The sequence below is a fragment of the Chlamydia felis Fe/C-56 genome, from assembly GCF_000009945.1.
Lineage (GTDB): Bacteria > Chlamydiota > Chlamydiia > Chlamydiales > Chlamydiaceae > Chlamydia > Chlamydia felis.
In genome coordinates, this window is the sequence record NC_007899.1 from 176,369 (window position 1) to 201,470 (window position 25,102).

Below are 25,102 nucleotides of genomic sequence, written 5' to 3' on the forward strand. Positions count from 1 at the left end.
GGGTGGCAAAATCTTGGCCGCGTCTTTAGCTTGCAAGATTTCAACACGGTTTATTTATTCACATCGCTAATAATTACTTTTGATGAAAGAATATTTAATCCAGTCTCCAATGCGAGGGAGAAAATATCTTCTACTTTAGATAGAGGATCTAAAATCCCTGAAGCAATAAGGTCTTCTATTTGTCGTGAAATGACGTTCATCCCTAAACTCGGAGTGGATAGAGAGAGTAATTTATCCAGAACCACGCTACTTTCTAATTGTATATTGCTGATTAATTGCTCCAAAGGCGCTCGGCAACACATTTGTAAAATTTTTATAGCTGCCTGTTCTTCTTCAGAAAGTTCTTCTTCGTCGCGTAGATTTAAAGAAGCGTAAAATAGACCCGCGCCTCCTCCTGGAATATAGCCCCGGTCTAAGGCGGATGTTAATGTAGAAAGAGCCAAAGAGTAGAAGAACTTATTTTCTTCGCGAATAGGAACAATGGCTACAGAACTTTGTAATCGGTGTTTTCTTTTTGTTAACGCACTTCTTGCTTCCTGACACGAACTCGTACGAATTTCTTCTTCAATTTGATGAATTTTTAAAGCTAACACGTCAGAAACGCTATTTCCACGAAAGATTACAGTTTCTTCTTCAGAAATTTCTACGGAGGCGCATGAGCCCAAAGAAGTGCGATCAGGCAGTTGTGCCGTCGGGGAGAAGTTCTGAGAGAATACGTTCGTCCCTGTGAATAAAGTAATATCTTCAGTGAAAGTGGGATCAAGAGAAGAGAGACTGCTTAAATCCACAACGACAATTTGCAAGAGATCTTCGAGCTTATTCACAGTAAATGTAGAAAGTGCGTCTTGATCTATACCGTTGCAAAAAATAAGCAGATGTTCTCCATGCTCTTGCAGCTCTTTTAATAAGGGAAGTAAACTCAGGATCGAAGTAATTTTTTTATCGGTAACAAAAATGCGTGGTCGAGAAAGGATAATTGTGCGCTGGGTAGATTGAGAAATGAAATATGGAGAGATGTAACCTCGGGGAATTTTTAATCCCTGAGTGATCTGTATATTCGATATCCCCAGTTGCGATAACGAAATAAATCCCTCAGAACCTACTGCTGAAAATGCTTCGGACATTTCTGTGGCAACAGTAAGATCTGGAAGAGAAGAAAAAATAATTCCTCTGGCTTTATTGCTATCCTTTAAAGGCCAAGAATGCTTTTTCAAAGAGACTAAGAGCTTTTCCCCCATTTTTCTTAAGGCAAAGCACAATTTGTAAAGAGACAATCCTTGATCTAGAAAAGGGTAACTTTCTTTTAGAAGAGTATAAAGTAAAATCACTCCAGTAGTGACGCCATCAAGATATTTTTTATAGATGTTTTTCGCCATAGCTTTGGCAAAATCTACACCAATATTTTCATGAGGATCTGCGAGTGTTATACGAGATAGGGTGAGATACCCTTGATTTTCAAAACAAGATTGCGAAGAGGCTAAGGGTCCGTAATGATCCTTAATAGAGTGAAAGACTTTGTCTATCCCAAGGAAAAGCTTTTTATCCGTATCGTAGAGGGAATTTTCCTTGTCTAACATTGGTAGCCTCCAAGAAGTTTTAAGCAAACCTCACAGTACCAAGTCATTTTTTAGTGTACAATATCTTAGATAAAAAGAAAGGTGGCACCCGGAATCGAACCGGGGATAGAGGCTTTGCAGGCCTCGGCCTTACCGCTTGGCTATGCCACCAAAAAAGCGAAAGGAAACCCTAGTGTAAGCGAAATACGATTTTATAGTCAGTAGGAAATCTTAATAGAGCGTTATAACGCTGCTTGCATTCATGTAGTATATTTATTTATATTAACAAGCAGAATCTTTGAAAGACTCTCTATTTTAATCCCAGAACTTGTAAATGGTATGCTTACTTAGACTGTATGATTCTAAGCGCATGTGTTTTAATCAGAGAAAAAAGGCCGAGGAATGCAATCTATCTTGCTAGAAGATTGGGTGTCGTTAATGTTGTCCGATGTGAAATATCCGAGGTCTGGGAGAAAGATTTCTGGAGTTGCTATTGATAGTCGCCAAGTGCGGCCCGGAGATTTGTTCTTCGCTCTTTCTGGTCAATGTACAGACGGTCATCATTTTCTAAAACAAGCCGCACAAGCCGGAGCCGTGGCTGCAGTGGTCTCTAAAGACTACTGTGGAGATTCTTTTGGTTTGGATCTTGTCGTTGTTCAGGATACTACAGAAGCTTTGAAAGAGGCAGGAGAAAACCAAGGGCATCTATTTCAAGGCACTATTGTTGGCATTACTGGGTCTATAGGAAAGACAACAACAAAGACTTTTGCAAAAACATTCCTTTCTTCAGTGTATAGGGTATATGCTAGCCCGAAAAGCTATAATTCCCAACTTACTGTCCCTCTAAGTTTACTAATGGCAGATGGAGATGAGGATTTTATCATTTTAGAAATGGGAGTTTCTGAACCAGGAAATATGAGGGATTTACTTTCTATAGTAGAGCCCGAGATTTCTGTAATTACTAACATAGCCGATCAACACGCTATAAATTTCCCCGACCAAGGGGTGCGAGGCATCGCTGAAGAAAAGAGTCATATTTTACAAACCAGTCGTATACAGCTTCTCCCTAAAGATTCTCCTTGGTATTCTCACTTCATAAAACAGTCCCCATCTTCCGAAAAGTTTTCTTTTGCTTTTTACAATGAGACCGCTGACTTTTATTATAAAGCTATTCAAAAGGATAGTGTTATCATAAGTACTCCTGAAGGAGATGTAGATTTTGCAGTTTCATTCCCCTATAAGCCTGCCTACAGCAATTTATTAATTTCTTTTTCCTTGGCATGGCTTCTAGACGTGCCTGTAGATAGAATTATTCATTCTTGTAGTGATTTGCAACTCCCTCCCATGCGTTTTGAGCTAAGCATGCGCAATGGTATTCAAGTAATCAATGATGCTTATAATGCCTGCCCCGAAGCTATGATTGCTGCTCTAGATGCCATTCCTAATCCTTCAGAAGGGGGAAAGGTTATACTTATCCTAGGCCACATGGCAGAATTAGGAAATTATTCTGAGGAAGGTCATGCCATTGTCGCCAACAAAGCTTTGTCAAAAGCAAACATAATTTTCTTCATCGGAGAAAAGTGGTTGTCTAGTCAGCATCTGTTAAAAAGTTCTTCTTGTGAGGTGTCTTTCTATCCGTCTGCTCAGAGTGTTGAAGAAATCTTAAAGAGTGTCGTTCAGCAAGGAGATATTGTCTTGCTGAAGGGATCGAGAGCTTTGGCTTTAGAGTCTCTGTTGAGCTGTTTTTAATTTTTAATACTTTACTTATGCATTCTGTGTTTTCTTATCTTAATGAATCTTTGATTCTTTTTCTGGTAACTGTAATGGGATTTGCTTTTCTCGTTGGAATTTTCTTGGGAAAACCCGTGATACACTGGCTGAAGAAACAAAATTACTATGATCAAGTGCAAAAGGAACACTGTGCAAAGCTAGAAACCCTTCATAAAGATAAGAAATATACGCCTACAGCTGGCGGCGTACTCTTTTTTCTCGTTTTACTGATGTCTATTTTCTTTTTACTACCTCTAAGGAAACCTTCCACATGGTTATTTGTATTCTCCATAGTTAGTTGGGGTTCCCTGGGGTGGTATGACGATATAGTGAAAAAGAAAAGAAAGAAAGGGCATGGAATAACCGCAAAGCAGAAATTTATTGTACAGTTGTTACTGTCAGCAGTTACTGTTATAACCGTGTTCTTTATAGATAAAGAGAACTCCTTGTTTTGCACTTTACAAGTTCCTTTTTTCAGAACCATTTTTTTGGGATCTTCTATTTTAGCAAAGCTTTTTTGTTTTTCTTTGGCAATGTTAGCAATTATAGGCACCAGCAATGCTGTCAATCTTACAGACGGTCTTGATGGCTTGGCTACAGGCATTACATGTATGAGTTCGTTCGGTTTGTTAATAGTTGCTATTATGAGTCCTACCAATCCTCTAGCTTATGATGTTTCTATAGTGTTGGCAACATTGGTAGGGATAAGCTTGGCTTTCCTAAGGTATAATTGTTCTCCTGCCCAAGTGTTCATGGGGGATACAGGTTCTTTGCTCATAGGAGGCATATTGGCCAGTTGTGCTGTTATGCTCCGTGCAGAATTGTTTCTGATTTTCTTAGGCGGAGTGTTCGTTGCAGAAGCAGGATCTGTAATCCTGCAAGTTGCTAGTTGCCGATTACGGAAAAAACGCATTTTTCTTTGTTCCCCACTGCATCATCATTATGAGTATAAAGGCATACCAGAAACTCAGGTTGTCGCACGTTTTTGGATGGCAGGATTACTTTGTACAGTTTTAGGAATAGTCGCAGCTTTGTGGAGATAGTTTGTGAATCATCAACGTGTCGTAGTTTTAGGTGCTGGTGTTACAGGAAAATCTGCAGCAGAGTTTCTTCATAAAAAAGGAGATTTTGTTATCGGAATTGATGGATCTTGGGATGCTCTTATCTCCTGTAACTTTTTCCACCAACGTTATCTAGACAAAACTGAAAACTTTCCTGAAGATGTCGATTTGTTCGTGCGTTCTCCGGGGATCAAAACCTCACACCCTCTTGTTATTGAAGCAAAACGTCGAGATATTCCTATTGTTACTGACGTACAGCTGGCTTTTCAATCTCCGGAATTTTATCAATATCCCTCTCTTGGAATCACAGGTTCCACAGGGAAAACAACAACGGTGCTGTTTTTAGTGCATTTACTGCACTCTTTAGGAATATCTGCTTTTGCTATGGGAAATATTGGTTTCCCTATACTTCAAGCAATGTATCAAAAAGGTGTTCGTGTTGTTGAAATCAGTTCGTTTCAATTAACTGAACAAGAACAAAAGATCCCCGTATTGTCTGGAGCTGCAATTTTAAATATTTCTGAGAATCATTTAGATTATCATCAAACTCTACATGCCTATAGTGAGGCAAAAATGAACATTGCCAAATGTTTGCAATGGCCTGATTCTTTATGGTCTGGAGAGGGAGTTTCTTCTGGAAGGTCTTACCTAGAATATACCGAAGAAATAGATTCGGTTTTAGATAAAGGGGGTGCATTAAAACCACTATACTTGCATGATAGGAATAATTATTGCGCAGCCTATGCTTTAGCTAAAGAAGTGACGAGCGTTCCTTTGGAGGCGTTTTTACAGGCAGTTCAAACTTTTGAAAAACCTCCCCATAGGATAGAATATCTGGGAGAAAAAGATGGCGTGCGTTATATCAATGATAGTAAGGCTACCACTATGAGCTCTGTCGAAAAAGCTCTAATGGCTGTAAAAGAAAACGTCATTGTTATTATGGGCGGGAGGAACAAAGAGAGTAATTTTACCTCTTTAATTCCAGTCCTTACTCAAACGGTAAAACATATTGTGGCTATGGGGGAGTGTCGGAAAGAGATTGCCCAAGCTTTATCTAGTAGTCTTCCTTTAACTCAAGCCCGAGATCTACAAGAGGCAGTAAGCATAGCCCAGAGTATAGCACAGCCGGGTGATGTCATTTTATTATCTCCTGGATGTGCAAGTTTTGACCAGTTTCGAAGCTTTGAGGAACGAGGGGATTGCTTTAGGCAATTGGTTGGAGATATGGAGGCGTTAAAGATATGAACCGTAGAGATACGATTATAATCGCAACTTTAGTAAATGTTGTTTTGGTTCTGGTACTCTTTACCACAGCAAAACAGGCAGATAAGAAAAATGCGGATGTATTACTTCCTCCTTTGCCAACGAAGCTTGTTGAGGTTGTTCCCCCCTCAGTAGAAAAAGTACAAGAGAAAGTCGAAAAGGTTGAAAAACCTGTTATAGAATCTGTCCCTCAACGTGTTTCCAAAGAAGAAATGGCAGCGCAATTTTCAGAAAATAAACCCGTAGTTGTTAAGGCGTCTCCTGCCCCTACTATTCCTCAAATAACTGCTCCTGTTCCCGTTGCCAACCCTGCACCTGCTGAACCAAAAGTCCAAGTGGCTAAAGAAACTCCTAAAAAAGAAGGATACGCAACTGTTATCGTGAAAAAGGGAGATTTCTTAGAACGTATTGCTAAGGCAAATCATACGACCGTAGCTGTACTTATGCAGATCAATGACCTATCTTCCACTCAGTTAAAGATAGGGCAAATATTGAGAGTTCCCGTGTCTGATAAGCAAGAAGAAACTAAGAATCCTCAGGTGAAGGTTGCAAAGCCTGAAGATTTCTATACTGTCCAAGAAGGAGATAGCCCTTGGACTATAGCTTTGCGTAATCATATCCGTCTCGAAGATTTGTTGAAAATGAATGATCTTGACGAACAAAAAGCGCGTAAACTAAGACCAGGAGATCAGTTACGTATTCGGTAGTTTTCTCCTAGGCCCAATATGAAGTGGTTTATTGTTTCATGTTTACTAGGGATCTTTTCTCTGGGTCTAGTTATGGTTTTCGATACTTCCTCTGCAGAAATTCTTGATCGCTCGCTTTCCTGCAGTACACATAAGGCTTTAATTCGTCAAGTTACCTACCTGTTGTTGGGACTAGGGCTTTCTTCTTTAGTGTATATGACAGGATGGAGGGATTTCTTAAAAATGAGCCCCGCATTATTGCTCATAGCCGGGTGCGCTCTTATTGCTGTTTTGCTCCCTGGAATAGGCGTATGCAGAAACGGAGCAAAACGTTGGCTAGGTATAGGACAACTCACTTTGCAGCCCTCAGAATTTGTAAAGTATCTGGTTCCTTGCGTAGCTATAGAATATCTCGTATTTCGCCCCCAATATCGTGAAAAGTTTAAACTCTTCCTTAAACTTACCTCTACGTTATTTCTTCCTATCTTATTAATTGCCATAGAACCTGACAATGGGTCTGCAGCTGTAATAGCTTTTTCATTAATCCCTGTATTTATCGTGACAGCTGTGCGTCTGCGTTATTGGTTGCTGCCGCTTCTATGTATTCTTGTTATTGGAGGCGCTCTTGCTTATAGGATGCCTTACGTACGTCATCGATTGAATGTGTATCTCCATCCAGAACTAGACATCAAGGGGCGAGGACATCAGCCATATCAGGCAAAAATTGCTGCCGGATCCGGAGGGTTATTCGGTAAGGGACCTGGAGCGAGTCTGCAAAAGCTTACCTATTTGCCAGAAGCACAAAATGATTATATCGCGGCAATATATGCTGAGGAATTTGGCTTCGCTGGTATGCTACTTTTGATCTTGTTGTATATGTATTTTGTTTATGCAGGATATGTAGTAGCTATTCGTTCCTCTTCTTTGGAAGGAGCTTCATTGGCCATAGCCATTACGGTAATTATTGGAATGCAAGCTTTTATGAATTTAGGAGTTGTGTCTGGATTATTACCCAGTAAGGGGGTGAATCTTCCTTTTTTCAGTCAAGGAGGGTCCTCTTTGATTGCTAATATGTGTGGAGTTACATTGTTGTTAAGGGTTTGTGATGAAGAAAATCAACAAAATCGCTTTGGCTGTCGGGGGATCGGGAGGACACATTGTTCCTGCTCTAGCAACAAGAGAGACATTTTGTAAAGAAGGTATTGATGTTCTTCTTTTGGGCAAAGGACTAGATAACTATCCAAATCTTTGTGAGCAGGATATCCCTTATAGAGAAATTCCCTCGGGATCGCTATCAATTTCCCGACCTATAGCAGCTATTCGTAACACGCGTTCCCTATACATAGGATACAAAAAAGCTAAAAAAGAACTTATTGCTTTTGGTCCCGATGTGGTCATTGGGTTTGGGAGCTATCATTCCCTCCCTGTGTTGATGGCTGCGTTAAAGAAGAAAATTCCTATATTTTTACATGAACAAAATCTTGTTCCTGGCAAGGTAAATAAGCTGTTTTCACGTTTTGCAAAAGGGGTTGGGGTTTCTTTTTCCCCAGTAACTAAGCAATTTTCTTGCCCTGCTCAAGAGGTTTTCCTACCGAAAAGGGTTTGGGCTTCTTCTAATTCTTCCAAAGAACTTTCTTCTTCTTATTCTCCTATAATTTGTGTGGTAGGAGGTTCTCAAGGAGCAAAAACATTGAATGATAACGTCCCCCCAGCTCTTGTAAAGGTAGCTAAGGATTACCCAAATATGTATGTTCACCATATTGCAGGGCCAAAAGGTGAAGTTGCCTCTATACAATATGTCTACAGTCGTGGGGGGGTGTCTTTTTGTGTAAAACATTTTGAACATGATATGCTGAATATTTTGCTTTCTTCGGATCTTGTAATTAGTCGTGCCGGAGCTACGATTTTAGATGAGTTACTATGGGCGCAAACTCCTTCCATACTTATTCCATATCCAGGAGCTTATGGACATCAGGAAGAAAATGCCAAGTTCCTTGTCTATACTATAGGAGGGGGATCAATGATCCTAGAAAAACAACTTTCCAACGAGGTTTTAACTAAAAATATTTTGCTTGCTCTAGATTCTAAAACTATTAAAAATAGGCGAGAAGCCTTGCGAGCTTATTATCAAAACAAATCCTCAAAGTCTTTTTATCAATTTATATGTGAATGTTTATAGGTAATCTATGGATAGGAAAATCCACTATCATTTTATAGGTATCGGTGGAATAGGAATGAGTGCATTAGCTCATATTTTATTAGACCGGGGATATTCCGTATCGGGGAGTGATTTAAATCAAGGTGCTACTGTGGATCAACTGGTTGCCAAAGGAGCAATATTTTTACCAGGGCACAAGGAAAATCATGTTCCTGAAGATTGCACTATTATTTACGGATCAGGAATTTCTACAGATAACGTAGAGTATAAAGAAGCTGTAAGAAAACAACTTCCTATGATGCATCGTGCTGAGCTGCTTGCATTTTTAATGCAAGAGCATACGAGTATTTTAGTTTCAGGAAGTCATGGAAAAACTACGGTAACCTCATTAATTACAGCGATTTTTCAAACAGCGAAAAAAGATCCTTCCTATGCGATTGGAGGGCTGAATTCTCTATCGTTAAATGGTTATTCAGGAAACTCAGAATACTTCATAGCAGAAGCTGATGAAAGCGATGGTTCGTTGAAATACTATCATCCTAAAATTGCCGTGGTGACAAATTTAGATAATGAGCACCTAAGTAATTTTGAAGGGAATAAGGAAAAGCTAGCCTTAACGATCGAAGAATTTGCCCGTAAGGTTGATAATCCAAATTTATGCTTTTACAATGGCGATTGCCAAGAACTGAAGGGAAGGATCTCTGGAAAATCTTATGGATTCTCTCAAGATTGTCACCTGTATATTTACTCCCATCGTCAGGATGGATGGCGCTCCGTGTTTTCCCTATCTTTTTTAGAGAAAGATTACCAAGATATAGATCTTAACCTTATAGGTAAGCACAATGTGGCAAATGCTGCTGTAGCTATGGGCATAGCATTAACTCTAGGGATCGATGAGGAAAGTATTCGAGAAGCGCTTAAGAACTTTCCCGGAGTTCAAAGACGTATGGAGAGAAAGAATACTTCTGAAACATTCTTATTCCTTGAAGACTATGCTCATCATCCTTCGGAGATTTCCTGCACCCTAGGGGGATTGCGGGATGCCGTGGGAGTGCGTCGTGTGATTGCTATATGTCAACCTCATAGATTTTCTCGATTACAACATTGCCTAGAAGATTTTTTTAATGCCTTCCAAGATGCTGATGAGGTAATTCTTACCGATATTTACAGTGCTGGAGAAACCCCTCTTGATTTGCCATCTCCTGAGAAATTAGCAGAAACGATTTCTTTATCCTCTCATGTGCGCTGTAGCTATGTGCCTTATGACAATATTATTGGATATCTAAAACAAATAATCCGTGTTCATGATGTTTGCGTGTCTTTGGGGGCAGGGAATATTTATTCTGTAGGAAATGCTTTAAAGGACTTTGAACCTAAGAAACTTTCTGTTGGTGTAGTTTGTGGAGGCCAGTCTTGTGAGCATAAAGTTTCTTTGTTGTCTGCAAAAAATATCATCCAATATCTTGCTTCTGAGTACTATGATGTGCAGTACTTTGTTATCAATCGTCAAGGACTCTGGTCGAAAGTTACGGCTATTGATGCAGAACATGATTATGATAAGGAAGGTTATCATGTATTATCCTCAGAAATTGCAGAATCTCTAGCAAATGTAGATGTTATTCTTCCTATTTTACATGGCCCCTTCGGTGAAGACGGTACTCTTCAAGGATTCTTAGAAATTATCGATAAACCTTATGGTGGTCCTTCTTTGCTTTTCTCTGCCATAAGTATGGATAAAGTCATGACAAAACGTCTTGCAGCTTCTATAGGCGTACCTGTGGTTCCTTATCAACCGTTAACTTTGCATGCTTGGAAAAGAACTCCAGACTTATGCATGCGTAGGATTTTAGAGACCTTTACTTTTCCTATGTTTGTTAAAGCAGCACATTTAGGATCAAGTATCGGGGTATTCGAAGTTCATAACGAGGAAGAGCTAAAATCCAAGATTTCCGAAGCTTTCCAATGCGATACCGATATCTTTATTGAAGAGAGCCGTTTAGGATCTCGGGAAATTGAAGTGTCTTGTCTTGGAGATGCAAGTAGCAGTTATTATATTTCCGAACCACACGAGCGTTGTGGGGAGAAAAGATTCATTAGCTACGAAGAGAAATACGGATTCAATGGTAAATCTAGTGCGAAAATACAATACGATTTAAACTTCTCCAAAGAAGCTAAAGCAAGAGTGAAAGAACTTACAGAGCGTATATATCGTGTTATCCAGGGAAAAGGTTCTTGTAGAATCGATTTCTTTTTAGATAATGAAGGAGAGTTCTGGCTTTCTGAAATAAATCCTATTCCAGGAATGACCGAGTCTAGCCCATTTTTACATGATTTTGTTCGTGTAGGATGGACCTTTGAACAGATCATGCATCAATTGATTATATCGGGATTACATAAGTTTGATCAAAAGAAGAAAATTCACAGTACTTTTGCTAAGCAACGCTCATTAATCGCGAAGAGCTAAAAACTCCGCAAAGGGGTTTTTAGCTATTGCCAAATTCTGTTTATAAAGATGTGGAAAAGTAAGTGTGTTATTCAGAATGGTGATTGTGGCTGCATTTATGATGAGTTGAAGACACTTCCGAATCCTCCTCATCAGCTGAGCAGCAGTTGCCTCGGCCACAACATTGATGAACCATGCCTGAGTCGTTAGAGTTGTTTGAATCAAGACAAAAATCACTAGAGACTCCCTCGTCTTCACCAACAGATTCTCTGGTGCCCTCGGGTTGAATCAAGTCAATTTGTATTTTCTTTTTTAATCGCGCGCATACTCGTCTAAGAATAGTCCTTAATGCGTGTATTGTGTTTCCTCGTCTACCTATGATTTTCCCAATGTCATCGGGAGCCACACGTATCTCTAACTTTATAGATTCACCTGACTCATCCTGAACAGAACGGATTTCCACAGCTTCAGGATCGGCAACTAAATTCTTTACGATGTATGCTACAAACTCTTCCATAAAATCCAAATTAAATTTGAGATGTGGAAAAAATGAATAAGACGCTTACTAGTCCTTCAAAGTTCCGGAAAAGATTATATCGAATTTAGAAAAAACGTCAAGATTTATTCATTCCTGAGACATTTGTGGACCGGTTTCTAGAGATAACCATTTTAAATACTCCTCACTTCCGTCATCAATTTTCACCAAAATAATTTCTGGAACATCGTAAGAGCATAAAGATTGAATGAGTTCAGAAACTGCAGAGAATTGCTCTAATGTTGTTTTGATCTGCATTTGATATTCTTCGGAAACACAGAGTTTGCATTCCCAAATGTAGGTGGATTTTCCCTTCGGGAATACATGAACGCAGGCCGCAAGCTCTCGAGTCACTAAAGTATGGGAAATAGTCTCAGCTTCTTCTTGAGAAGGTAGCTGAGTAAAAATAATCACGGGAGTCATATTTTACTTAACAATAAGTGGTTTGGAAATCTTAAATCGTAAACATAATTTTGCTGAGAGTCAATCACTGTGCTATTTTGAGCACGGTGATAATTCTTTAGTCCTTCTCGTAATGCCTGGTATTGCAATCTTAGAAAATTCCCAGAAGATAAAGTCACTGCTATCTCCATAGGGTACTTTTCCGTCAGGGACATATCAATAATTGCCGGAGGATCTGATTTAAGTTCCTCAATAATAAGGGTAGCAATATTGATTTTCCATAAAGGTAAAATAGAAGCTTCTAGATCTTGCTTAGAAAAAAAAATTTGGGGAAGTTTTTGGGAAGTGAAAAAGGGCTGGCAGGGAAATTGTTCCCCGGAATAATTAAACAATGTATTGGTTTGGTTCCCTAAATAACCTATCGGGGAGTGCGTGGAATAAAAGATAATGATTCCTTTATTGTCCGGGACCTTTTCTATAGACACCGAAGAGAATATTCCCAAATCTTTTAAAGCTATTTCTGCTTGCTTAATTGTAAATTGATGTAGGAAAGTTGGGCGATCTGCAGATAATCGTAGTGTCTCTGAAAAAATGGCTTCGGGAATTCTGGAGGGAGACGAGGAAACTAAAAAAATATTTTTAATTGGAAGAGCTTTTGTAGTAGGAAGTGAAAAAGTTTCGGGAAACAAAAGCCAATGAATGGTGGGAATAAAAATTAATGTGCTAAGAAAAATGCATAGTAAAGCGTAAGAGATGGAATATCTCGGTCCAGGAGAAAAAAGCGTTTTTATAAAGCTTCTTACCATGGGTGCGCATTGTTTTTTATTTTTATCGTAAATAATATCGCTAATATTTGCGAGGTGCTATTTGGAGTTGCTTTTATGGATTGGTTGACTAAACAGTATAGAGACGTTCTTGTTGTTTCTTTGGAAGGGGCCCTGGATGCTGTTTCTGTTCCCCAAGCAGAAGCTTTTTTAGATAAGAAAGTTCAGGAAGGTAAACATAAAATAGTGCTAAACTTCCAATACGTTACTTATATGAGTAGTGCAGGGATTCGCCTTTTGTTTTCTTTATCTAAGTCATTGCAGGCTTGCCAGGGTCTCCTTTGTGTTTGTTGTGTGTCAGATGCAGTGGCTGAGGTTATTCGTATAGCGGGAGTCGATCAACTTTTGCCTGTATGTCAGTCAGAACAAGAATGTTTTACTAAATTTTAACCATATTGCATATGCGTGCTCCTGAATTTCAAGCTAATGCAATAACATCTACAGGATGTGACGTCTGCTTAGATCCTCAAAAGTCATTTGCGAAACTGTTTAAACGTACTATTATCTTACTCGCAGGGCCTACTGGATCTGGGAAGACCGATGTTTCTTTATGTCTAGCGCCCATGGTTGATGGAGAAATTGTTTCCGTGGATTCCATGCAGGTTTATCGTGGGATGGACATCGGTACTGCTAAGGTTTCTTTGGAAGCCAGACAGAGAATCCCTCACTATCTGATCGATATCTGTCATGTTCAGGAACTCTTTAATGCTGTAGATTTTTATTATCAGGCAACCCAAGCATGCCAAAATATCCTGTCTAGGAATAAGGTTCCTATTCTTGTCGGTGGGTCCGGGTTTTACTTTCACACTTTTCTTTCAGGTCCTCCTGAAGGACCACCCGCAGATCGTGAATTTCGCGATCACCTAGCTCTTTACATTCAGAAGAATGGCTTGTCTCTCCTATACGATAATCTATGTATGAAAGATCCTGAATATGCGCGTACTATTACCAAGAATGATAAGAATAAAATCGTTCGTGCTCTAGAAATTATCCATTTAACAGGGAAAAAGGTCTCAGAGCATAACTGGAGCATGGAAGCAAAAGAACCTAGGGAATACAATTGTCGAGGATGGTTCCTTTCTTCGCCTAGAGATCTTTTGCGCGATAATATTCAATTGCGTTGCCGCAGAATGCTTGAGGATAACTTAATTGACGAAGTGCATAGATTGCTCGAGCAGGGAATTAGAGAGAATCCCTCAGCATCAAAGGCTATAGGCTATAGAGAATGGATTGATTTTATTGATCAAGGATCTCCCAAAGAAGCTTATGAGGACGTGAAGAATAAGTTCATTGCCAATACATTGTATTATATTAAAAAACAAAGAACTTGGTTTAAGCGCTATCCCATGTTTCGAGAACTGCCTACCCTGGGGTTGACAGCAGAAACTATAGCAGAAAAGATCGCTGAAGATTACTTTCTTCATGGATGATGCGCAGGCGTTTCAATGCGCTCATAGAATGTATTTCTCTCTACAGGAATAAATCCTTCAGAAGCAATTATTGCTCGCGCTTCTTCTTCAGAACTTTTTAAAGTCCATCCCGTACATCTGTGCACGCTCTCATCAATAATCGTACCGCCAAAATCGTCAGCTCCATAATGTAGTCCACGAGCTCCAAGCTCCTTGCCTTCTCCAAACCAAGAGGCTGCTATGTGATCGAAATTGTCTAAAAAGATCCGTGCTACTGCAAGGATGCGATAATACATTTCCGGAGGTGCTTGATGGGGAACTTTACGTCCTAAAGCGGTGTTTCCAGACTTATAACTCCAGGGAATAAAGCTATAGAAGCCTGGGACCTCATCCTGTGCATTTCTTAGCGCCTCTAGGTGAAGAAGAATGTCGTGAGCGTTTTCTACATGCCCGAACATCATTGTTGCCGTAGAGCGGAAGCCTAGGCAATGGGCAAGTTTATGGAAAGAAATCCAACCATCAGGGCCTATTTTCTTTGGAGATAGGATTTTGCGTACGCGTTCAGAGAGAATTTCTGCCCCACCCCCGGGAATTGTTCTCTGTCCTGCATCCCAGAGCATGCCGAGAGCCTTTTCATTGCTGATTCCTGATACAGAAGCTGCGTGTGAGATTTCTACTGCGGAAAAGAAGTGCGGATGAATAGAGGGGAATTCTTTAACCGTAATACGTACAAATTCCGCGAGATAATCCATGCCTAGGCTTGGATGTACACCTCCCTGAAGAAGCACTGTTTTAACCCCTAAAGCTATATATCGTTGCATTAAAGAACGAAATTCGTCAAAAGAAAGAAGAAATGCATCAGAAGAGTGAGGCTTCCTGTAAAACGCACAAAAAGTACAATCAATTTTACAAATATTCGTATAGTTGGGATTGGCGTCTAAGACGTAAGTGACTTTATTATCAGGATAACGTTGTTCGCGTAAAATATTCGCGACTTCTTGTAATTTTTCTAAGGGACTTGTCCTAAATAACTCCAACCCTTCGTCAAAGGATATTCTAGTAAATAAGTTCATAAAACGATTGACGATAATGTAGTGCGGGGGCAAACTTTATCTTCTATTCATTATTTCTTTGTCAAGCCCTACACCCTAAGTTGTTATTATGGATACTTCAGACAACAGCTTTCATTCTTCAGAAGCAAAACAAGGTTCTATAGTGGTTTCTAGTGAGGAATTGAAATCCAAAAGCGATGATATTTCTAACGCCGCAATGACTAATGAATCCTTTACCATATTTACTCAAGAGTTATCTGAATTTTCATCTATAGAAGAGCAGGTGGCTTTTAGTTTAGAGAAAATGGAGCAAGCCTTAAGAAACAACCAAGGAGCCAATTTAAAGCTGTTTTGGGCGATACGAAAGCACTGCCTTCCATTATTTCATCAAGTAGAAAACGTTGGTAAGCGGGCTGAATTTTGGCGTCGCTATATTGATTTAACTAAAGAAGGACGACATATTAAATCCTTACAAGATGAAGAAGGAACTTTTGTTGTTGGACAGATTGAGTTGGCAATATCCTGCCTAGAGCAAGATGTCACAAGTTTCTTAGACGGAACTAATCCTCTGACAGTACAAGAAGAACAATCCGTATTTTTAGAAACGCAGACTTTGGAAAAACGCAAGGCTTTTTATAAAGAGTTGCACGCTTCATTAGTCTGGCTGAGTAGCTTTTCCGCAAGAATCATTGATTTGCGTAAAGAATTAATGAACGTAGGCATGCGTATGCGGCTGAAAAGCAAATTTTTCCAGCGTTTATCCTTGCTGGGAAATCAAGTATTCCCCAAAAGAAAAGAGCTTATTGAGAACGTGAGTGAAGCTTTTTCGGAAGATGTTGAGTCTTTCGTTTCTCGCTACTTTTTTTGTGCCGATAAAGAGGCGCTAAAGCGTTCTGTTTTTTTTTTACGGAAGGAAATTAAAAATTTACAGCAAGCTGCTAAATGTTTAGCTGTATCCTCCACCGTATTTTCTGATACCCGTTTGAAACTAAGTAGATGCTGGGATCAACTTAAAGGTTTGGAAAAAGAAATTCGTCAGGAACAAAGTCGATTAAGAGTCACATCTGCGGAAAACTCCAAAGAAGTCCGTGAGCAATTAACAAGTATTGCTCAGGCATTGGAAGAAGGTGGTGATCTTTTTAGAATTCGTAAGGATTTAGATGCTGTTTCAAAACGTATACGCTCTTTAGACCTGGTCCATGATGATGTTGTGGCTTTGAAATCAGAGCTACAAACTCTGTTTGAAAAGCTTCGAGAAAAACAAGAAACTGCAGAACAAAGTTACCAAGAGCAATTAGCTCGAGATAAGCAGATCAGACAGGCAGCTATTAGCGAACTTACAGAAAAGATCCATCTGTTTTCTGAAAGATGCATTTCTGGAGATATTCACCCAGAAGCTCGATCAGAATGGCAAGAACTGAAAGAATCTTTAACCAAAGCAGCGTTTTTATCTGCTTCGGAAAGAATTTCCTTAGATAATCGGTTAAATTTAACTTTGCAGCATATAGCAGCGTATTTTGAAGAGCAGTTATTGTCTTCTCCAGATTCCCGTGAAAAGCTCACAAATATGCGACAGGTTTTGTCTCAGAGGCAGGAGCGTCGTAAGGAATTAAAAGATAAACTAGAGCAGGACAAGAAACTTCTTGGAGCTTCAGGTCTAGATTTCGATCGTGCTATGCAATATAGCGCTCTGGTTGAAGAAGACAAACGCGCCTTAGAGGAATTGGATCAGGGTATCCTTGACTTGAAGCGACAAATTCAGCAGTTAACATGAGACAATCTTGTATATATGCTTTTGATTTAGACGGTACATTGTTGCGTGGAAATAGTAGTATAGGGTTTTATAAATACGCTTTGGAGCGTCGCTTATTCTCTTATAAAACCCTTCCTTCTTGTTGTTTGTTTTTTCTTCGTTTTCGTTTTTTTTTAGACCTGCCTTCATTTTATTCCCGAATAGTTTCCTCCCTACTCTCAAAGGTTTCCTTGGAGGATCTTTCTTCCATGGCCTGGGAGTTTTCACAGATATTAGTAGAAAAAGATTTTTACTCTCCCGCTTTAGAAAAATTTCATGAAGCCCTAGAGGATTCCTCGGGAGAAGTTATGATCTTTTCCTCCTCGCCAGACTTCATTGTCAAGCCTATAGCCGAGAGACTCGGGGCAAATATGTGTTATGCTTCGGGGTTTCAAGAGTTTTCTAGAGGTCAAATGCTTGCAAATCAATGCCTAACTGGGGATAATAAGGCAAAAATACTTAGCCATCTTAAAAAAATAGGTCGGGCAAGAAGTCATACCTTCTCAGACCATATTTTAGACCTGCCTTTTCTTCTCCTGGGTGAGGAGAAAACTGTAGTGCGACCTAAGGGAAAACTTAGAAGAATGGCTAGAAAGTATTATTGGAATATTATTTAACATAAGAAAAAAAGCTCGACCTTATCCTAGATAATCGAGTATTCTTTTGCCAGTTTCTATGGAATTATTTTGCTTTAATTTATTAAAAGTAATTGCCAAAGTTATTGATAACAAAAAAGGCAATAATCCTGTTGTCTTGGATGTTCGCGCCATTTCTCAGCTTACAGACTATTTTATTTTTGCTGAAGGAAATATTGGTGTACATGTAAAAGCCTTGGCAGACACTATCGTACAGGAATTAAAAGAGCATAATATTGCTCCTTTACATGTAGAGGGGTTAAGCCATGGTGACTGGGTAGTTATAGATTACGGATTTATCGTCATTCATCTATTTGTCTCATCCGTTAGAGAACAATATCGACTGGAAGAGCTGTGGAAGGACGGTTCCATTATTACATCTAAGCTTCTAGCTTCTTAACGGGGTAGAATAACTTTATGAATAAAAAACGTGTAGTAGTCACGGGATTGGGAGTAGTTTCCTGCTTAGGCAATGAAGTAGACACCTTTTATGATAATCTGCTCGCTGGTATCAGTGGAGTTCATACAATTACTTCTTTTCCATGCGAAGATTATGCTACCCGTTTCGCTGCTTGGATCCCCGAGTTTAATCCCGAGCCTTATTTAGATAAAAAACAAGCACGCAGAGTTGATCCTTTTATTACCTATGCAGTAGTTGCTGCTAAGAAAGCTATTGCGATGTCTAGATGGGATAAAGACAATCTTCCCGCTGATCCTCTTCGTTGTGGTGTGATCATTGGTTCTGGTATGGGTGGGTTGCAGACTTTAGACGAGGGCATGGAACGCCTTATCCAAGGTAATAAAAAACTCTCTCCTTTCTTTATACCTTACATTATTACTAATATGGCCCCCGCGCTTATTGCTATGGATTTTGGACTGATGGGTCCAAACTATTCTATATCCACAGCTTGCGCGACTTCGAATTATTGTATTGATGCTGCTTACCAACATCTTGTTTCTGGGCGTTCTGACATGATAGTTTGTGGAGGAACTGAGGCCGCAGTGAACCGTGTTGGATTGGCGGGTTTTATTGCTAATCGTGCTTTATCAGAAAGAAACGATGCTCCTCAAGAAGCCTCTCGTCCTTGGGATAGAGATAGAGACGGTTTTGTCATTGGAGAGGGAGCCGGGGTTTTAGTTTTAGAAACGTTAGAGAATGCTTTGAAGCGAGGTGCTCCGATTTATGCAGAGATACTTGGCTCATACACTACTTGTGACGCTTTCCACATCACAGCTCCTAGAGATGATGGAGAGGGAATCACCTCGTGTATTCTTGGGGCTTTAGAAAGTTCTGGAATTCCTAAAGAGCGCGTAAATTATATTAATGCTCATGGTACATCAACTCCTTTAGGAGATATATCGGAAGTTTTAGCAGTGAAAAAAGCTTTCGGTAGTCATGTGAAAAATTTGCGAATGAATTCCACAAAGTCTCTTATAGGTCATTGCCTCGGAGCCGCTGGAGGAGTCGAAGCTGTTGCAACAATTCAAGCAATTCAAACGGGAAAATTACATCCCACGATTAATTTAGAGAACCCGATTGCAGAAATTGATGATTTTGATGTGGTTGCGAATAAGGCTCAGGATTGGGATATTGACGTGGCTATGTCGAATTCTTTTGGTTTTGGTGGACACAATTCAACGATATTATTCTCGAGGTATATACCCTAATTATGATGAAGACTAAGTATGAATACTCTTTTGGTATTATTCCCATAAAGTTTTTTGGTACCCCAGATAAAAGTACACTAAAAGCTTGTTTTATCTGCCACACCCAAGGCAAGCATTGGGGGTTTCCTAAAGGTCATTCTGAGGATAAAGAAGGCCCCCAGGAGGCTGCAGAAAGAGAACTAGTTGAAGAAACTGGTTTAAGTATAGTTAATTTTTTCCCAAAAGTTCTTGTCGAACACTATTCTTTTAACGATAACGAAGTGTTTGTTCGTAAAGAAGTTGCTTACTTTCTAGCAGAAGTCCAAGGGGACGTGCATGCGGATCCAGAAGAAATTTGTGAAGCTCAGTGGTTAAGCTTTCAAGAAGGTATGCGACTTTTGAGTTTCCCTGAACTGAAAGATATTGCGACTGAAGCAGATAAGTTTATCAATAACTATCTCTTTTCTCGCTAAGTAAAAGGATAAAAGGAGAGGGGAACCTCTCCTTTTCTTAAGCCTTTATTGTATAGAAAATTTATTTAGATAGTCTTCATGAGCAAGATGGATTACTTTTTGAGCCTCTTTCTTGCCATAAATTCCTAAAATTTCAATTTTTGCTGGCTTCCCATTGATTAAATGCTCGGGAGTAGCTTTATAAGTCAGAAAATAGTGTTGGATCATGTCTAACACTGTACACGGACAGTCAGAGATGTCTTGAATTTCTGAGAACACCAAATCATCTTCAAGAACAGCAATGATTTTATCATCGGCCTCTCCAGAGTCAATAATGCGCAGTCCTCCAATAGGACGTGCCTGAAGTAAAATATTGCCGTGAGTGATATTTTTTTCCGTCAGAACGCAAATATCTAGAGGATCGCCATCTCCTTGGATATTCTCCTTCAGACTTTGCTCTCCGCTATATTTCCCAGAAAGTTCCCCACAATAAGTTCTAGGTAATAGTCCATACAAACAAGGACAAAAGTTAGAAAATTTTTGAGGGCGATCTACTTTTAGTAAACCCGTAGCTTTGTCTAATTCAAACTTTACAGAATCCTGAGGAGTAATTTCTATGTAACAGCACAAAGATTCATAGTTATCTTGAGTGAGTACAGGACCGTGCCAAGGATGCATGATTGATAAAGATGGTTTTTCAGACATAAGCGACTCTCGTTATAGATTTTTTGATTTTTTGATTTTTCTGAGTGTTTTAGCGTATCATTTGAGGAATTTTAAGAGAAGGGAGAGGGGTGGTTAATTGACTTTTAATTAAATCTATACAATACTCGCGCATTATAATTACAAATCCGCCTAATTTAAGATTATGAAGTATCCCTTAGTGTTCAAAGATGTAAATATCAAAGATTACGAACGCGTAATTGAAGTCACGTGTGAAAGTATTCAATTACATGCGTTGATTGCTATTCATCAAACACTAGTAGGACCCGCATTAGGTGGAGTTCGTGCTTTTGCTTACGCTTCTTTTGACGATGCCCTAACAGATGTTTTACGTTTGTCAAGAGGCATGACCTATAAAGCTATTCTCAGCGATACAGGAACCGGAGGCGGGAAAAGCGTGATTATTCTTCCTAAGGGTATGACACGTCCAACTGAAGATATGCTGCGGGCTTTTGGCCAGGCCGTTGATTCTCTAGGTGGGCAGTATATTGCCGCTGAAGACATGGGAGTTTCTGTTAATGATATTAATACTATTTATCAAGAGACGCAGTGGGTATGCGGTATAGAGAGTGTAAGCGGTGATCCTTCAATTTACACCGCGCACGGTGTCTTTTTATGCATAAAAGAGACTGCGGAGCAATTGTGGGGGGATTCTTCCTTGAAGGGAAGAAAAATAGGTATTCAAGGTCTTGGTTCTGTTGGGAGAAAGTTACTGCTCTCTCTATTTTTCGAAGGTGCCGACCTCTTTGTCTGTGATACCAATCAAGCTATCCTTGATGAAGTTACCAAGTTTTATGGCGTAACTGTTGTTGCTAAAGATGCTTTCCCAACGTTAGAATGCGATATTTTTGTCCCATGTGCCTTTGGTGGGGTGATTAATAAAAGTAATGTCTACAACTTACGCTGTCGTGCCATCGTAGGAGCTGCGAATAACCAGTTAGAAAACGCCTCTTTAGGCGCTGTGCTGCAAGCTCAGGGAATATTATATGCCCCAGACTACTTGGCTAATGCTGGGGGGTTATTGAATGTAGCTCTTGCTGTTGGAAAGACTTATTGTCCAAAAACAGTCTTGCAAAAAGTCAGTAAGCTTCCTGAGATTCTTAGAGAAATTTACGAGAAAAGCGAAACTTCCACTCAGGATACGGTAACCCTCTCCGATAGGATGGTAGAAGAAAAACTTGCAGCTTATATTTAATAAGTTAGTAGGTTTCCTGCAGGAATAATATTCAATTGTTCTTGTAGCGTTTCTAAAGTGATTTTATGAATCTCTTCATTCCCAGATGCTAAAATTATGGGGTGATTTTCTAATAGAAAATCTTCTCTGCGGTAATTTAGCGGGTTCCCCAAAATATCCGACACTATACCCCCAGATTCCTCAACTAAAAAGGCTCCAGGAGCATGATCCCAAGCTTTTGTTTGAGAAATAGCAAAAGGATAGCGGATGAAAAAGTCCACGGAACCTTCAGCAACCATAGCATATTTGTATTGGCTGTCTGCACGATAGGCTTGGGGTTGCCCAGGGAGGCAAAGACTTAATAAGCGTGTAGCGTGGTGTTGTTGATTGCGAGCTGCTAGAGAGGCTTCACAAAACTTACCTGTTAACTTGGCCCCAGGTTTTAGATAGTGCCTGGATGCAATGGCGGAGCCAAATACACAGGTGCCGTGGTTTTTGGCCGCAGAATAAATTTTAAACTTATAAGGATCCGTAGACGGACAAGCCATCACTGCAAGTATAGGTTTGTCTTCGTAAATTAAAGATACCGCAGTAGCAAAAAAACGGTTCTTAATAAACCCAGATGTTCCATCAATAGGATCAACAAGCCAGTATAACGATGAGGTCTCTTGATTTGGAGTTAACGTCTCTAGGAGATCCCGGGGCGTTACCTTAGGATCTAGTTTATGAATAAACTCCAGAATTTTGTTAATTTTGTGACTATCGTCATCAGCATAAAGAACTTCCTCCCCTATAAATGGAATGTGTGGAAAGGTTGTTGAAAGCTTTTTCTGGAGACAATATTGGACGGCGTAGTCTGCAGGAGTAACAAAAGATCCATCGGGTTTTGTCCAGAAAGGGACCAGAGGGAGACGTTGTCGGTAACGGATTAACTCGGCGATTGTTTTCTCAACTATACTTTCTACAACTCTTTGATACTCTAGCAAATGAGACGGCATAGTGATTTTTTTCCTAAGTAATAGTTAAACCATGCTATCAAAAGCCGGGATTATGTTAAACTTACTAGAGGGATTATAAGAGTTTTTGTTATGAGAAAGGATTGCCCATGATAGCTAAGGTATGGCGAACTATTTATGAAGCTACATATGCTTTTTTGGTTGGCTCTGTCCTAAAATTACGCTACAAGATAAAACTAGAAGGGCTAAAGTCGTTAAAGCCCAATCCTAATCAGGGCTGCCTATTTTTATCAAATCATGTTGCTGAAATTGATCCTGTAATTCTTGAGTACTTATTTTGGCCGCGTTTTCACGTGCAGCCTCTTGCTGTGAGCTATTTATTCAAGAATGTCGTGGTGCGATGGTTCTTAAATTCTGTTGGAGCGATACCCGTGCCAACAGTTATCCCCGGAAGAGAGTGTAAAAAGACTATTGAACAAATGGAAGATTTTTACAAACAGACTACTGGGATTTTAAATAATAAGGGCAGTGTGTTGTTGTACCCCTCGGGTAGATTATCAAAGAACGGTAAGGAAGAAATTATTAATCAGTATTCTGCGTATGTTCTGTTGCATAAATCTAAGGAGTGCAACGTCTTTTTAATACGTATTAGCGGATTATGGGGAAGTGCTTTTTCGCGTTATAAAACGCAATCTACACCTAAGTTGAGCAAAGTATTCAAAGAGTCTTTGAAAGCTTTGGTACGCCGGGGAGTGTTTTTTATGCCGAAGCGCTCTGTGAAAGTGACAATACAGCAAATCGATAATGACTTTTTGAAACAATTCCCTACAAAACAGGATTTAAACACTTTTCTTTCTTCCTGGTTTAACGAAGAGAAGGAAAGTTTTCCTATAGAAGTTCCTTATGCCTAATGTAGGGGAGAGATATGCATAAGCGTTGGAATTATTCTAAAAAGCGTCGTCTAGGTTTACGAGACGGGCGGACAGTTTTAGAGAAATTTTTAAAACTCTGTTCGGAAATGACATCAGATGCCTGTTGCTGGGATGAACAGCTGGGGGTTCTATCGTACGAGGATATGCGTAAGGCTATAACAGCCTTATCTTTAAAAGTATCCGAATATCCCGAAAAAAATATTGGGATTATGATGCCTTCCTCTGCAGGTGCCTATATTGCTTATTTCGCAGTATTATTAGCTGGAAAAGTTCCTGTTATGATCAACTGGAGTCAGGGACTTCGTGAAATGGAAGCTTGTATTGAATTATCTCATGTAAAGCATATCCTGACTTCAAAACAACTTGTTGAGCATTTGCGGCAGATCCACGGTGATGGTATAGAGTACCCAGCACTGCTAATCTATATGGAAACTATCCGCAAGCACTTCACCCTTTGGGATAAAATACGTATAGCTTTTTACCTATCTTTACCCTACACATGGGTAATTCGACTATTTAATATTTCGGGACAGAATAAGGAAGATTGTGCCGTTATTTTGTTTACATCGGGGACGGAAAAACTCCCCAAAGGGGTTCCGTTAACCCACGCTAACCTCATAGCAAATCAAGAAGCTTGTTTGAAGTTTTTCAATCCCTTAGAAACGGACATTATGATGTCGTTTCTTCCTCCGTTTCATGCCTATGGGTTTAACTGCTGCGCTCTTTTTCCCATACTCGCTGGTTTGCCAGTAGTTTTCTCTTACAACCCTCTACAGCCTAAAAAAATCGTTGAGCTTATAGACGCAACACACGCGACCTTTTTAGGAGGAACACCCATATTTTTCGATTATATTTTGAAAACAGCTAAAAAACAGGGGTCTTCGCTAAGCTCCTTGCGCTTGGCGGTTATTGGTGGTGATGCTTTTAAAGACTCGTTAAGAAATGGGGTGCAAAAAGATTTTCCACATATTGTTCCTTACCAGGGATACGGGACTACAGAGTGTTCTCCAGTGATTACAATTAATAATGAGAAGAGCCCTAAAATTGAATCCTGCGTTGGTATCCCTATCGATGGTATGGATGTTATGGTAGTCTCTGAAGAGACTTATGTCCCTGTATCTTCAGGCGAAGTCGGAGTGATTCTTATCCGTGGGACATCGCTCTTTTCTGGCTATTTAGGGAATGATCCTACTTGTGGTTTTGTACGGCTTGGAGGAGAACTCTGGTATGTGACGGGAGACTTAGGTTGCTTGGATAACGAGGGGCAGTTATTTTTAAAAGGTAGACTCAGCCGTTTTGTGAAAATCGGTAGCGAAATGATTAGTCTGCAAGCTTTAGAAAGCTTGCTCATTGAAGGTTTTGGACTTCCCGAAGATCCAGGTAGCATTCCATTAGTTGTTTGTGGAATTCCGGGAGAGAGGGTAAAGCTTTGTTTATTTACGACATTTTCTACGGATCTCAATGAAGTAAATGATATCCTAAAAAACTTAAAAACAAGTAGCATAATGAAGATATCCTATCAGCATCAGGTAGAGTCTATACCGATGCTGGGGACAGGAAAGCCTGATTACCGAGCTTTAAACTCCTTAGCTCTTTCTCTGTTTCAGGGGGACTAAAAAGGCACTTGAATAA

General features: G+C 39.8%; 24 protein-coding genes and 1 tRNA gene. 17 read left to right on the plus strand and 8 right to left on the minus strand.

Going from position 1 to position 25,102, the window contains the following annotated elements:
* Nucleotides 1–50: 50 nt before the first annotated feature.
* On the minus strand, nt 51–1,577 hold the full coding sequence (gene groEL3 / locus CF_RS00755; protein ID WP_011457703.1) for a variant chaperonin GroEL3: 1,527 nt from the start codon (nt 1,575–1,577) through the stop codon (nt 51–53).
* A gap of 79 nt (nt 1,578–1,656) precedes the next feature.
* Nucleotides 1,657–1,727, minus strand: a tRNA-Cys gene (locus CF_RS00760).
* Between the two features lie 231 nt (nt 1,728–1,958).
* Between CF_RS00760 and murF the strand changes: the two genes are divergently transcribed.
* Genes murF through CF_RS00795 form a run of 7 tightly spaced genes read left to right on the plus strand, consistent with a single transcriptional unit; the run spans nt 1,959 to nt 10,958 of the window.
* Nucleotides 1,959–3,305 carry a UDP-N-acetylmuramoyl-tripeptide--D-alanyl-D-alanine ligase gene (gene murF, locus CF_RS00765; protein WP_011457704.1) on the plus strand — a complete coding sequence of 449 codons (1,347 nt, stop codon included), beginning with the start codon at nt 1,959–1,961 and terminating at the stop codon, nt 3,303–3,305.
* Nucleotides 3,306–3,322: 17 nt separating this feature from the next.
* Nucleotides 3,323–4,369 (plus strand): phospho-N-acetylmuramoyl-pentapeptide-transferase, encoded by a 1,047-nt coding sequence (gene mraY, locus CF_RS00770; protein WP_011457705.1) that lies wholly within the window; start codon nt 3,323–3,325, stop codon nt 4,367–4,369.
* Nucleotides 4,370–4,372: 3 nt separating this feature from the next.
* Nucleotides 4,373–5,632 (plus strand): UDP-N-acetylmuramoyl-L-alanine--D-glutamate ligase, encoded by a 1,260-nt coding sequence (gene murD / locus CF_RS00775; protein WP_011457706.1) that lies wholly within the window; start codon nt 4,373–4,375, stop codon nt 5,630–5,632.
* A complete protein-coding gene (locus tag CF_RS00780; RefSeq protein ID WP_011457707.1) occupies nt 5,629–6,357 on the plus strand; it encodes a lytic transglycosylase in 729 nt (242 codons plus the stop codon). Before murD ends, CF_RS00780 begins: the two co-directional genes overlap by 4 nt.
* Nucleotides 6,358–6,375: 18 nt before the next feature.
* Complete coding sequence (ftsW, locus tag CF_RS00785; RefSeq protein ID WP_011457708.1) at nt 6,376–7,530, plus strand: putative lipid II flippase FtsW; 1,155 nt, start codon at nt 6,376–6,378, stop codon at nt 7,528–7,530.
* Nucleotides 7,439–8,515: an undecaprenyldiphospho-muramoylpentapeptide beta-N-acetylglucosaminyltransferase gene (gene murG, locus CF_RS00790; protein ID WP_148174334.1), complete on the plus strand. Its 1,077-nt coding sequence runs from the start codon at nt 7,439–7,441 to the stop codon at nt 8,513–8,515. The genes ftsW and murG overlap by 92 nt, the downstream gene beginning before the upstream one ends.
* A gap of 7 nt (nt 8,516–8,522) precedes the next feature.
* Nucleotides 8,523–10,958: a bifunctional UDP-N-acetylmuramate--L-alanine ligase/D-alanine--D-alanine ligase gene (locus CF_RS00795; RefSeq protein WP_011457710.1), complete on the plus strand. Its 2,436-nt coding sequence runs from the start codon at nt 8,523–8,525 to the stop codon at nt 10,956–10,958.
* Nucleotides 10,959–11,025: 67 nt separating this feature from the next.
* On the opposite strand, the gene CF_RS00800 is transcribed toward CF_RS00795, so the two are convergent.
* From CF_RS00800 to CF_RS00810, 3 genes are all read right to left on the minus strand, one after another.
* Nucleotides 11,026–11,454, minus strand: a complete 429-nt coding sequence (locus CF_RS00800) for a KH domain-containing protein (RefSeq protein WP_011457711.1) — start codon at nt 11,452–11,454, stop codon at nt 11,026–11,028.
* A gap of 108 nt (nt 11,455–11,562) precedes the next feature.
* The gene (cutA, locus tag CF_RS00805) at nt 11,563–11,895 is read right to left on the minus strand and encodes a divalent-cation tolerance protein CutA (protein WP_011457712.1); all 333 of its coding nucleotides are present in this window, start codon (nt 11,893–11,895) and stop codon (nt 11,563–11,565) included.
* Nucleotides 11,892–12,680 carry a hypothetical protein gene (locus CF_RS00810; protein ID WP_011457713.1) on the minus strand — a complete coding sequence of 263 codons (789 nt, stop codon included), beginning with the start codon at nt 12,678–12,680 and terminating at the stop codon, nt 11,892–11,894. Before CF_RS00810 ends, cutA begins: the two co-directional genes overlap by 4 nt.
* Before the next feature lie 75 nt (nt 12,681–12,755).
* Here CF_RS00810 and CF_RS00815 point away from each other — a divergent pair, with 75 nt between their 5' ends.
* Both CF_RS00815 and miaA read left to right on the plus strand, forming a co-directional pair.
* Nucleotides 12,756–13,088 (plus strand): STAS domain-containing protein, encoded by a 333-nt coding sequence (locus tag CF_RS00815; protein WP_011457714.1) that lies wholly within the window; start codon nt 12,756–12,758, stop codon nt 13,086–13,088.
* Between the two features lie 11 nt (nt 13,089–13,099).
* A complete protein-coding gene (miaA, locus tag CF_RS00820) occupies nt 13,100–14,128 on the plus strand; it encodes a tRNA (adenosine(37)-N6)-dimethylallyltransferase MiaA (protein ID WP_011457715.1) in 1,029 nt (342 codons plus the stop codon).
* Here the strand turns inward: miaA and mqnC are convergent.
* On the minus strand, nt 14,119–15,180 hold the full coding sequence (mqnC, locus tag CF_RS00825; RefSeq protein WP_011457716.1) for a cyclic dehypoxanthinyl futalosine synthase: 1,062 nt from the start codon (nt 15,178–15,180) through the stop codon (nt 14,119–14,121). The genes miaA and mqnC overlap by 10 nt on opposite strands.
* Nucleotides 15,181–15,268: 88 nt before the next feature.
* On the opposite strand from mqnC, the gene CF_RS00830 reads away from it, so the two are divergent.
* From CF_RS00830 to CF_RS00850, 5 genes are read left to right on the plus strand one after another with little or no spacing between them, the layout of a single operon-like run.
* Nucleotides 15,269–16,933 carry a hypothetical protein gene (locus CF_RS00830; protein WP_011457717.1) on the plus strand — a complete coding sequence of 555 codons (1,665 nt, stop codon included), beginning with the start codon at nt 15,269–15,271 and terminating at the stop codon, nt 16,931–16,933.
* On the plus strand, nt 16,930–17,568 hold the full coding sequence (locus tag CF_RS00835; protein ID WP_011457718.1) for an HAD-IB family phosphatase: 639 nt from the start codon (nt 16,930–16,932) through the stop codon (nt 17,566–17,568). Before CF_RS00830 ends, CF_RS00835 begins: the two co-directional genes overlap by 4 nt.
* Nucleotides 17,569–17,626: 58 nt before the next feature.
* Nucleotides 17,627–17,986: a ribosome silencing factor gene (rsfS, locus tag CF_RS00840; RefSeq protein ID WP_011457719.1), complete on the plus strand. Its 360-nt coding sequence runs from the start codon at nt 17,627–17,629 to the stop codon at nt 17,984–17,986.
* A gap of 17 nt (nt 17,987–18,003) precedes the next feature.
* Entirely contained in the window at nt 18,004–19,254 is a 1,251-nt protein-coding gene (gene fabF / locus CF_RS00845; protein ID WP_011457720.1) for a beta-ketoacyl-ACP synthase II, read from the plus strand.
* A 2-nt stretch (nt 19,255–19,256) separates the two neighbouring features.
* A complete protein-coding gene (locus CF_RS00850) occupies nt 19,257–19,706 on the plus strand; it encodes a bis(5'-nucleosyl)-tetraphosphatase (protein ID WP_011457721.1) in 450 nt (149 codons plus the stop codon).
* Between the two features lie 45 nt (nt 19,707–19,751).
* Here the strand turns inward: CF_RS00850 and CF_RS00855 are convergent, their stop codons facing one another.
* A complete protein-coding gene (locus CF_RS00855) occupies nt 19,752–20,390 on the minus strand; it encodes an inorganic pyrophosphatase (RefSeq protein WP_011457722.1) in 639 nt (212 codons plus the stop codon).
* A 163-nt stretch (nt 20,391–20,553) separates the two neighbouring features.
* Between CF_RS00855 and CF_RS00860 the strand changes: the two genes are divergently transcribed.
* Nucleotides 20,554–21,603 (plus strand): Leu/Phe/Val dehydrogenase, encoded by a 1,050-nt coding sequence (locus CF_RS00860; RefSeq protein ID WP_011457723.1) that lies wholly within the window; start codon nt 20,554–20,556, stop codon nt 21,601–21,603.
* Here CF_RS00860 and CF_RS00865 read toward each other — a convergent pair.
* Entirely contained in the window at nt 21,600–22,580 is a 981-nt protein-coding gene (locus tag CF_RS00865; protein ID WP_011457724.1) for an inositol monophosphatase family protein, read from the minus strand. The genes CF_RS00860 and CF_RS00865 overlap by 4 nt on opposite strands.
* A 107-nt stretch (nt 22,581–22,687) precedes the next feature.
* Between CF_RS00865 and CF_RS00870 the strand changes: the two genes are divergently transcribed.
* Together CF_RS00870 and CF_RS00875 are read left to right on the plus strand one after the other, a co-directional pair.
* Nucleotides 22,688–23,449: a lysophospholipid acyltransferase family protein gene (locus tag CF_RS00870; RefSeq protein ID WP_011457725.1), complete on the plus strand. Its 762-nt coding sequence runs from the start codon at nt 22,688–22,690 to the stop codon at nt 23,447–23,449.
* 14 nt (nt 23,450–23,463) lie between these two features.
* A complete protein-coding gene (locus CF_RS00875; protein WP_011457726.1) occupies nt 23,464–25,086 on the plus strand; it encodes an AMP-binding protein in 1,623 nt (540 codons plus the stop codon).
* The last annotated feature ends 16 nt before the right edge of the window (nt 25,087–25,102 follow it).

Coding starts and splice junctions, on each gene's coding strand:
- groEL3 (WP_011457703.1), bottom strand. CDS start 1,577: ATGTTAGACAAGGAAAATTCCCTCTACGATACGGATAAAAAGCTTTTC.
- CF_RS00855 (WP_011457722.1), bottom strand. CDS start 20,390: ATGTCTGAAAAACCATCTTTATCAATCATGCATCCTTGGCACGGTCCT.
- CF_RS00835 (WP_011457718.1), top strand. CDS start 16,930: ATGAGACAATCTTGTATATATGCTTTTGATTTAGACGGTACATTGTTG.
- CF_RS00850 (WP_011457721.1), top strand. CDS start 19,257: ATGATGAAGACTAAGTATGAATACTCTTTTGGTATTATTCCCATAAAG.
- rsfS (WP_011457719.1), top strand. CDS start 17,627: ATGGAATTATTTTGCTTTAATTTATTAAAAGTAATTGCCAAAGTTATT.
- CF_RS00865 (WP_011457724.1), bottom strand. CDS start 22,580: ATGCCGTCTCATTTGCTAGAGTATCAAAGAGTTGTAGAAAGTATAGTT.
- CF_RS00830 (WP_011457717.1), top strand. CDS start 15,269: ATGGATACTTCAGACAACAGCTTTCATTCTTCAGAAGCAAAACAAGGT.
- mraY (WP_011457705.1), top strand. CDS start 3,323: ATGCATTCTGTGTTTTCTTATCTTAATGAATCTTTGATTCTTTTTCTG.
- mqnC (WP_011457716.1), bottom strand. CDS start 15,180: ATGAACTTATTTACTAGAATATCCTTTGACGAAGGGTTGGAGTTATTT.
- CF_RS00875 (WP_011457726.1), top strand. CDS start 23,464: ATGCATAAGCGTTGGAATTATTCTAAAAAGCGTCGTCTAGGTTTACGA.
- cutA (WP_011457712.1), bottom strand. CDS start 11,895: ATGACTCCCGTGATTATTTTTACTCAGCTACCTTCTCAAGAAGAAGCT.
- miaA (WP_011457715.1), top strand. CDS start 13,100: ATGCGTGCTCCTGAATTTCAAGCTAATGCAATAACATCTACAGGATGT.
- ftsW (WP_011457708.1), top strand. CDS start 6,376: ATGAAGTGGTTTATTGTTTCATGTTTACTAGGGATCTTTTCTCTGGGT.
- fabF (WP_011457720.1), top strand. CDS start 18,004: ATGAATAAAAAACGTGTAGTAGTCACGGGATTGGGAGTAGTTTCCTGC.
- CF_RS00870 (WP_011457725.1), top strand. CDS start 22,688: ATGATAGCTAAGGTATGGCGAACTATTTATGAAGCTACATATGCTTTT.
- CF_RS00860 (WP_011457723.1), top strand. CDS start 20,554: ATGAAGTATCCCTTAGTGTTCAAAGATGTAAATATCAAAGATTACGAA.
- murF (WP_011457704.1), top strand. CDS start 1,959: ATGCAATCTATCTTGCTAGAAGATTGGGTGTCGTTAATGTTGTCCGAT.
- CF_RS00810 (WP_011457713.1), bottom strand. CDS start 12,680: ATGGTAAGAAGCTTTATAAAAACGCTTTTTTCTCCTGGACCGAGATAT.
- CF_RS00800 (WP_011457711.1), bottom strand. CDS start 11,454: ATGGAAGAGTTTGTAGCATACATCGTAAAGAATTTAGTTGCCGATCCT.
- CF_RS00780 (WP_011457707.1), top strand. CDS start 5,629: ATGAACCGTAGAGATACGATTATAATCGCAACTTTAGTAAATGTTGTT.
- CF_RS00795 (WP_011457710.1), top strand. CDS start 8,523: ATGGATAGGAAAATCCACTATCATTTTATAGGTATCGGTGGAATAGGA.
- CF_RS00815 (WP_011457714.1), top strand. CDS start 12,756: ATGGATTGGTTGACTAAACAGTATAGAGACGTTCTTGTTGTTTCTTTG.